This window comes from Streptomyces scabichelini, assembly GCF_011045015.1.
GTDB classification, from domain to species: Bacteria; Actinomycetota; Actinomycetes; order Streptomycetales; family Streptomycetaceae; genus Streptomyces; species Streptomyces scabichelini.
In genome coordinates this window covers 1-6732 of sequence record NZ_JAAKZY010000350.1, presented here as the reverse complement: position 1 = coordinate 6732, position 6732 = coordinate 1, and the positions used below count along the sequence as shown (strand labels likewise).

5 protein-coding genes and 1 pseudogene are annotated in these 6732 nt (G+C 62.3%); 2 read left to right on the top strand and 4 right to left on the bottom strand.

Going from position 1 to position 6732, the window contains the following annotated elements:
- On the top strand, positions 1–317 hold a 317-nt coding region (locus tag G5C60_RS48750), incomplete at its 5' end, for a gas vesicle protein K (RefSeq protein WP_241267620.1).
- Between the two features lie 361 nt (positions 318–678).
- Here the strand turns inward: G5C60_RS48750 and G5C60_RS53890 are convergent.
- Genes G5C60_RS53890 through G5C60_RS48735 form a run of 3 tightly spaced genes read right to left on the bottom strand, consistent with a single transcriptional unit; the run spans position 679 to position 5318 of the window.
- The gene (locus G5C60_RS53890; RefSeq protein WP_165270423.1) at positions 679–4446 is read right to left on the bottom strand and encodes a tetratricopeptide repeat protein; all 3768 of its coding nucleotides are present in this window, start codon (positions 4444–4446) and stop codon (positions 679–681) included.
- A 6-nt stretch (positions 4447–4452) separates the two neighbouring features.
- Positions 4453–4881: a hypothetical protein gene (locus G5C60_RS48740; protein ID WP_165270421.1), complete on the bottom strand. Its 429-nt coding sequence runs from the start codon at positions 4879–4881 to the stop codon at positions 4453–4455.
- Positions 4878–5318, bottom strand: a complete 441-nt coding sequence (locus G5C60_RS48735; RefSeq protein ID WP_165270419.1) for a hypothetical protein — start codon at positions 5316–5318, stop codon at positions 4878–4880. The genes G5C60_RS48740 and G5C60_RS48735 overlap by 4 nt, the downstream gene beginning before the upstream one ends.
- 369 nt (positions 5319–5687) lie before the next feature.
- Between G5C60_RS48735 and G5C60_RS48730 the strand changes: the two genes are divergently transcribed.
- Complete coding sequence (locus G5C60_RS48730) at positions 5688–6260, top strand: SMI1/KNR4 family protein (RefSeq protein ID WP_165270417.1); 573 nt, start codon at positions 5688–5690, stop codon at positions 6258–6260.
- Between the two features lie 53 nt (positions 6261–6313).
- Here the strand turns inward: G5C60_RS48730 and G5C60_RS48725 are convergent.
- Positions 6314–6732: pseudogene (locus G5C60_RS48725) on the bottom strand (NUDIX domain-containing protein); the annotation flags it as partial.

Genomic DNA, 6732 nt, shown 5'->3' with positions numbered 1-6732 from the left:
TGACGAAGTCTGCGCTTCACCTTGTTGCGGACGCCCGCGCCGCCCACCGCCTGTCCACCGACCCGGACACCGTCGAACGCGACCTGGTCAAACTCGTCCTGACCGTCGTCGAACTCCTCCGCCAGCTCATGGAACGCCAGGCCCTCCACCGCGTCGACACCAACGACCTGACAGAGGACCAGGAAGAACGCATCGGCCTGACCCTGATGCTCCTCCACGACCGCATGCAGGAACTCTGCGCCCGCTACGACCTCCGCCTGGAAGACCTCAACCTGGACCTGGGCCCACTGGGAACCCTGCTGCCGCCGGCCGAGTGAGCGGGCCGTGAGAACGGCTCAGGAGAGGCCTCAGGAAAGGCAGAAGGGACTCGGCCGGGTTCCGGCCGAGCCCCTTCAAAAAACGTAACGCCGACCTGCGGGGGTGCACCGCGCGCCGGTCATGGCGAACTGAAGCGGCCCCTGGGTCAGGCCTTCTGGGTCTCCTAGTAGTGGGCCAGGTCGGTGACGTGCGGGGATCTTTCCTGTGGGGCGCTGACCTGGTCTTTTGGCGATGGGCGGCGATGGGGTGCGACGGTCTTGAGCGGGTGTCGTGCGGACTGCCACGCCTCTCGGTATCACAGCCTCGGTGCTTCGCTGGCTGAGGTGGAATGATCCAAGCTGATTGTGTATGCGGGCAATGCTAGGAATTGCCGTCGTCGGCGCGTACGGCCATCAGCACCCGTTGAAGGGCGGTGATACGGGGATCTCCATCCGCTCTGGCTTCCAAGGCTTCGTTCAGCAGGGCTTCCAGCTCGTTCTGCGCAGCTCGTGGTTGGTCGGCTTCCCATAGCAGCTGCGCTCGTCGATAGCGTGCGTCCCAGACCGAGTCGTCGTCCTCACCGCGAATTCGGGCCCATCCCTCTGCCAGTTCCTTGAACTGATCGGCGCTTGCTGCTGGTCTTCCTACCCGGCTCAAGCCTTCGCCGAGGTTCTCACGTGTTGTCAGCGTCTCTGGGTGGTCACGTCCCAGCGTGCGTTCCCGACGCTCTACGACGTCGCTGAGTCGAGAAACGGCCTCGGTGAAATTCCCTTGGTGCCCCAACACCATGGCTAAATTGTGGTTCATCGTCAGAGTTTTAGGGTGGTCGTCCCCGAGCGTCTCCTGGCATGCATCCAGCGCTTCTCGGTACTCCGTTTCCGCTTCGATGAATCGTTCCTGATTTGCTAGCAGGAAGGCTAGGGTTCCCCAGACGGACAGGGTCTGGCGGTGATCACGTCCCAGGCGACGGGTGCACACTGACAGGATTTCCCGATATGTAGACTCGGCTTCTGCGACGGCACCTCTGTCTTCCAGGATGCGAGCGAGAGAGAGTCGAGTGGAAAGTGTCTCGGAATGCTCAGGGCCATGCCTGCGTTCCTGGATCTTCAGGATCGCCCAGTGTTCCTTCTCCGCTTCATCGAGATTTCCTTGGATGCGCACAGTAACGGCGAGGTTGTGGCGTAATGTCAGCACCAACGGTTGATCGGCCGAGTGTTTGCAGGCCGCGTCCCTGAGTGCCTCGCGATAGATGGCAACAGCCTCGTCGAGCCTTCCGAAGTCCTTCAGTGCGACCCCGAGACTGTTGTGGGCATTGATCGTGTTGGGGTGTGCAGGCCCCAAGCTCCGCCGCTCCTGATCAGCGATCTCCTGCAGCTGGTGGATGACCTCCCGCAGTCTGCCGCGTGCGTGCAGCACCGCCACGAGATCGTGCCGGACATCTAGGCGGGTACCGTCGTCCTCTGGCAGGGCGTTCAGTGCCTGCCGCAGTTGCCCCTCAGCCTCGGCGAGTCTTCCCTGTTGCAGTAAGAGAGCTCCGAGCGACGCTCGGACACTGGCCACGTTCCGGTGTGACTTGCCGAGTACATCCTCTTGGAGAGCCAGGACGTTGCGCATCTCCAATACCGCGTCGTCCGTTCGCCCAACATGTCCCAGAGACTGTGCCCATTCGAAGCGGGCATTCAGAGTGACAGGGTGATGCTTCCCATGGCATGTTGTTGCCGCGTCAAGAATCGCCCTGTACTCCGATTCCGAATGAACTAGTTCGCCTAGAGATCGCAGTGCCGCGGCATGACTCTTGCGACCTGCCAGCACGTTGGGGTGATCATCAACGAGTTGCCTCTTCTGTGCATCGGTCAATTCGGCGAAGACGGCCGCAGCGCTATTCGCGTCGAGTTCCCCTTGCTGCGTGAGCAATACGGCCAGGGTGTGGCGTGCGTCGAGCGTCTCTGGGTGATTGCGTCCCAGGATTCGGGTGCGCGCATCCAGCACGGCCCGGATTTCGGTTTCCGCCTCGGTGAACTCTTGCCGCAATATGAGTGTGCTGGCCAGGTTTGCCCGAGTAATTAATGTGGATGGGTGTTCGATCCCGAGGATCTCTTCTTCCAGCTCAAGAACCTGACGGAAGATCTCTTCGGCCCGCTCGTTCTCCCCTTGATCGCGCAGCGAGATGGCGAATTCGTGATGAGCCTCGAGAACATCCGGGTGCTTCTCGCCCAACTCCTCGCGCAGCCCATCCAGTACCTGCCTTCCCTCAGCTGCTGCCTCATCCAGGCGCCCCATACTTCTGATGCAGATCGCGCGGGCGTGGCGTGAACGCAGCGTAGTGGCTGCTGTCGCGCCGAACAGCCGGGTTTCATGGCGGATCACCTCGTCGTACTCGCGTTCAGCCTCATGGAGCTTTCCTCGCTGACCCGTTACCCGCGCTTGTTGGAAGCGTACGGCCAGCGTGGTGGAGTCGGCTGCGCCGAATTGCTTGGCGCATTCCTCAACGATGTAAGCGAGCTCGGACTCAGCCGTTTTCAGATCGCCCATCATCTCGACTGCGACGGCTCGATGTCTGCGGATGTTGAGCCCAATCCATGGGACGGCCTCCGCGGAGTCGGCACGTTCCAAGGCTTCGTCTGCCAGTGCGCAGGCCGTGGTGTAGTCGCTCCGGAAGTGCAGGTATGACACGGCGACCCCGGCGCCGATCAACACGCCGTTGAGACGGTCATCGGCAGGAGTGCTCCATCGCGGCAGGCGGCGCATCATGACCGTCCAGTGCGGGATGAGGCCCTGCCAGGCTGGCCACGAACTCGGATCCCGCGGATTCTCACGGTACGGGGTGGCCGCCACGAGCAGATCGGCTGCTGAGTCCCATACCGCTCGGTATTCCGATGGCTCAGCGAGGAGTGGGGCGACCGACACTTCGCCCACAAGTCGATGGATCTGGTAAACGGGTTCTTCCGACAGCGTGTCGACCCCGATGAGCCCGAACCTACGCAGGCCACCCAGGGCCGTTCTGATTGCGCGCGGTGCCAGGTCCCTTGGCCACATCCCGAGTTCAGCAATCGTGGACGGGCTGAGCAGGGAGGTGGGTAGGGAGGCAGCTGGGGCGAAACAAGACAGCAACTGAAGCAGGCCACGAGCATGCTCAGTGCCTTGCCGTTCCAGGAGGGCGAGGGATAGCTCCCAGGTACCGGCAATGGTCCGACGAGCTCGTTCCTCTTCACTGCGTAGATCTCCGTGCATGCCCTCTGCCGCGTCGTCGAGGAACAGCGGGGAGTCGCCGAGGACACGGACGTACTCGGTGAAGGTCTGGGCTTCGGCCAATGGATCGCCGTGAGCCATCGCTAGGTATGTGCCGGCCAGATGCAGTGCGAGCGGCAGGGAGCCCAGCCGGTCGGCTAGAGACCGAGCGGAGTCTGTATCCCCCGCTTCAGGAGCGAGTTCGTGGAGGACCTGGCCTGCGAATTTGGTCTCCAAGACATCAAGTTGGTGGAATCGTGCAATTTTGTCGCCCCAAGACCGCTTGTTGCCGTCACGCGTGGTGACCAGAACGCCGTACGACTTACCGACAGGGGGCCTGACCCAGCCAGTAGCGTCGGCCAAGGCGGCACCTGGGCAAGAGACAACGTCGAGATCGTCGGCATCGTCGAAGACGAGCAGCCACGGGCGGTCCACGTTCGCCAGGTGGCGCCAGACCAGGTCGGCCGCCGGTCGTCCGCCCTTTTCCCAGGCGTGGGATACGTGGTCGGCCGGGGCGCCCGCGAGGAGGGCCGCGTGCCGCATCCCGTCGGCCACGGCTGCTGCGGATCCGGCCTGGATCCAGAAGACCTCGGCTCCAGCCTGCTTGGCCCGCTCAGCCGTACTCAGGGCGACTGTGGTTTTTCCTACTCCGCCCATTCCAGAAAGGACTTGGATACGCGGATCGTCCATGGGCTGCGTGAGGGCTGTGAGGATGCCATCACGGCCCAGCACGGCCTCCGGGAGCCTGCCAAAGGGAGCCTCTACTGAGCCAAGGGCGAGCATCTCTTGGGCAGAAGGGGACTGTTTCTCATTCTGAGACGCGTGGTTGACGAAGATATTCCACACGCCGCCATGGAGGCTGCCGTTTACAAAGGTTCCCTGACCTTCGTTGCGCTGTTCACACGGTTGCTCGTCAGACACCGTTCATCACATCCGTCCCCGGGGGTTGGAGTTCAAGGCGTCTGCTGCGTCGAGGAGTCTCGGCAGTACTTTTTCGAGCTTGTGTGCTGTGGCTGAGAGTAATTGTGCGGAGTCAGGGAGAGCGATTCGTTGGAGGGTCGCTGCGGCGCTCGCAAGTAGTTCCGCAGAGTCCGCGACATTGAATCGGTTCGCAGTGATTGCAATCAACTCGGCAGCCTGCACGTTGTGTGTGCTGTGCATCGCGGTGTCGGCGAGCAGCCGGGCCAGCTTGGGCGAAGTCTTGGCGATGACCTCTAAGTGCCCCTTGGTCTCTTCGCTGAGGTGCTCGAAGTGGTTGTGAACCCCGCCGTGGACGTCGCGCCCCACGAACGTCCCTGGCCCGGTGTTGTGTTGCGAGCGACGATCGAACTCCGAACCTCCGGTTGCCACGGTCACTGGGAACCCCCGCCGTATGTGTTGCGAATCCCTCCAATAACCGTTCCGTTGACGAACGTCCCTGACCCGGAGTTGTGCTGGCTCCCGGTATTGGATGTGGTGCCTGCCTCAGCGATGGCATCAAGATCGGGGCGCGCTTCCTGATGTCTGTCTACGTACTCGGCCAGACGCTGAGTCCACTCCTGTGTGAGCTGCTCTCGGGCACGTGCCAGATCGGATCCTGCTGAGGGATCGGAGGCTGCCGCGCGAACACACTCTGCGAGCGTCCGAGCGTCGTTGTCGTGGGCACTGAGGGCCAGGGCCTGTTCGTCCTGGGTGCCCCTACGGAAGAGCTGCACAATCCTTGGGCGGATGGCCATGGCTCCACCTGTGAGCATCGACGCAACGATCGTTCCCGCTGCGCCGGTTGCTATTGAGACAAGTTCGGGGTCGAGCATGCTACTTGGTTCCCCCTGGCTGGATGGCCGTCGTGATCCTGGAGGGAACCTACCTTTGCTGCACGGGGCATGCGCCGTTTATGGACAGTCCACGACATTGGTACGGAAGATGGATGACGACTAGCCCCAACCATCGAGGGAGACTTGCCGCCCGCCATCTAGAGATCTTTAACAGCTGAGGTTACGGCGGTTGGAGGTCGAGCCCGGTCTTGGCGATGAAACCCTCGATGAGTAGGGGCGGTACTGCGTCCGTTTCAGCCGGGTCTTCACCAACGCGGTGAGCTGGTCTGGTGGGGTGCCTGTCCTGCCCTCGGGAAGGACAGGCACCCCACTTCAGCCTGCTCGGCATAGGAATGAGGGAGGGGATGTATGAGTGTTGAGGAGTCCTGGGAGAAGATAGAGCGCTGGATAGCCCAGCACGCCCCGGAAGAGCCCACGTTGCCGGGCCCGTGCACCCGCGAAGACCTTGAACGCCTGTATGAACGCCAGGGAGTACGGCTGCCCGTGGACGTCGAGCGGTCACTGTTACAGCATGACGGCTCTGGCCTCACCGAGATCCTTCCGCCGGGGTACACACTCCTCGGTATCGAGGACATCCTGAAGAATCGTGCAACCTGGTTGAAGTACGCAGCGCCGGATGACGCGAACCTGGCAGAAGAGGATAAGCCGTTCCTCGTTCCTGTGGCCGAGCTGAGCGTCGCGAAGATGATGGTGGATACCAGAACAGGAAGGCTCGGCTCCTGGGACATCGAGCAAGGCTACTTCCTCAGCAAGGACCCTCTGCACGCTTCACTGTCTGCGGCACTTGAGTTTGTAGGGAACCTTCTGGCCTCGTCGCCTCCCTGGATCATGCCCCTCCCAGGAGGGGGCGAGCTGGAGGTGACCGACGTGGACCCGGATTTCCCCGGGACGCTCGTGTGGACCGAAGATCCCGTTGATTGACGTTCAACAGGCGCGATCACGAAGGCCCCGTAACAGCAACACCAACAGTCGTGTAGGTAGCGATGAAGGGCACTGGCGGTCGTGTCGACGAACTCGTCGGGGATTGCTTCGGTGTCGACTCAGCGGATCTGGGCATGCTTGCGCGGCTCGCGGTTTCGGGTTCGTCGGTCCATTCGTGGGTGGTGAAGACCACGGTGAGGAATCCGTTGGGTGCTTCGACGCCCCAGGCACCGTGGATGATGTGGGCGATCTTGAGGGACTCGGGCCTCACGGTTAGGCCGGTTTCTTCGTACATCTCGCGTACGGCGGTTTCGGTGATGGGTTCTCCGGGTTCGCTCTTGCCGACGGGGAGGTCCCCCACAGGCCCTGGGCGAACTTGGCGTTCTGACTGCGTTGAAGGAGAACGGATGCGGCTGGCGGCCTGGTCGTGGACGATGACGGCGGCTACCAGCAGGGCCATGGATTCCAGGGC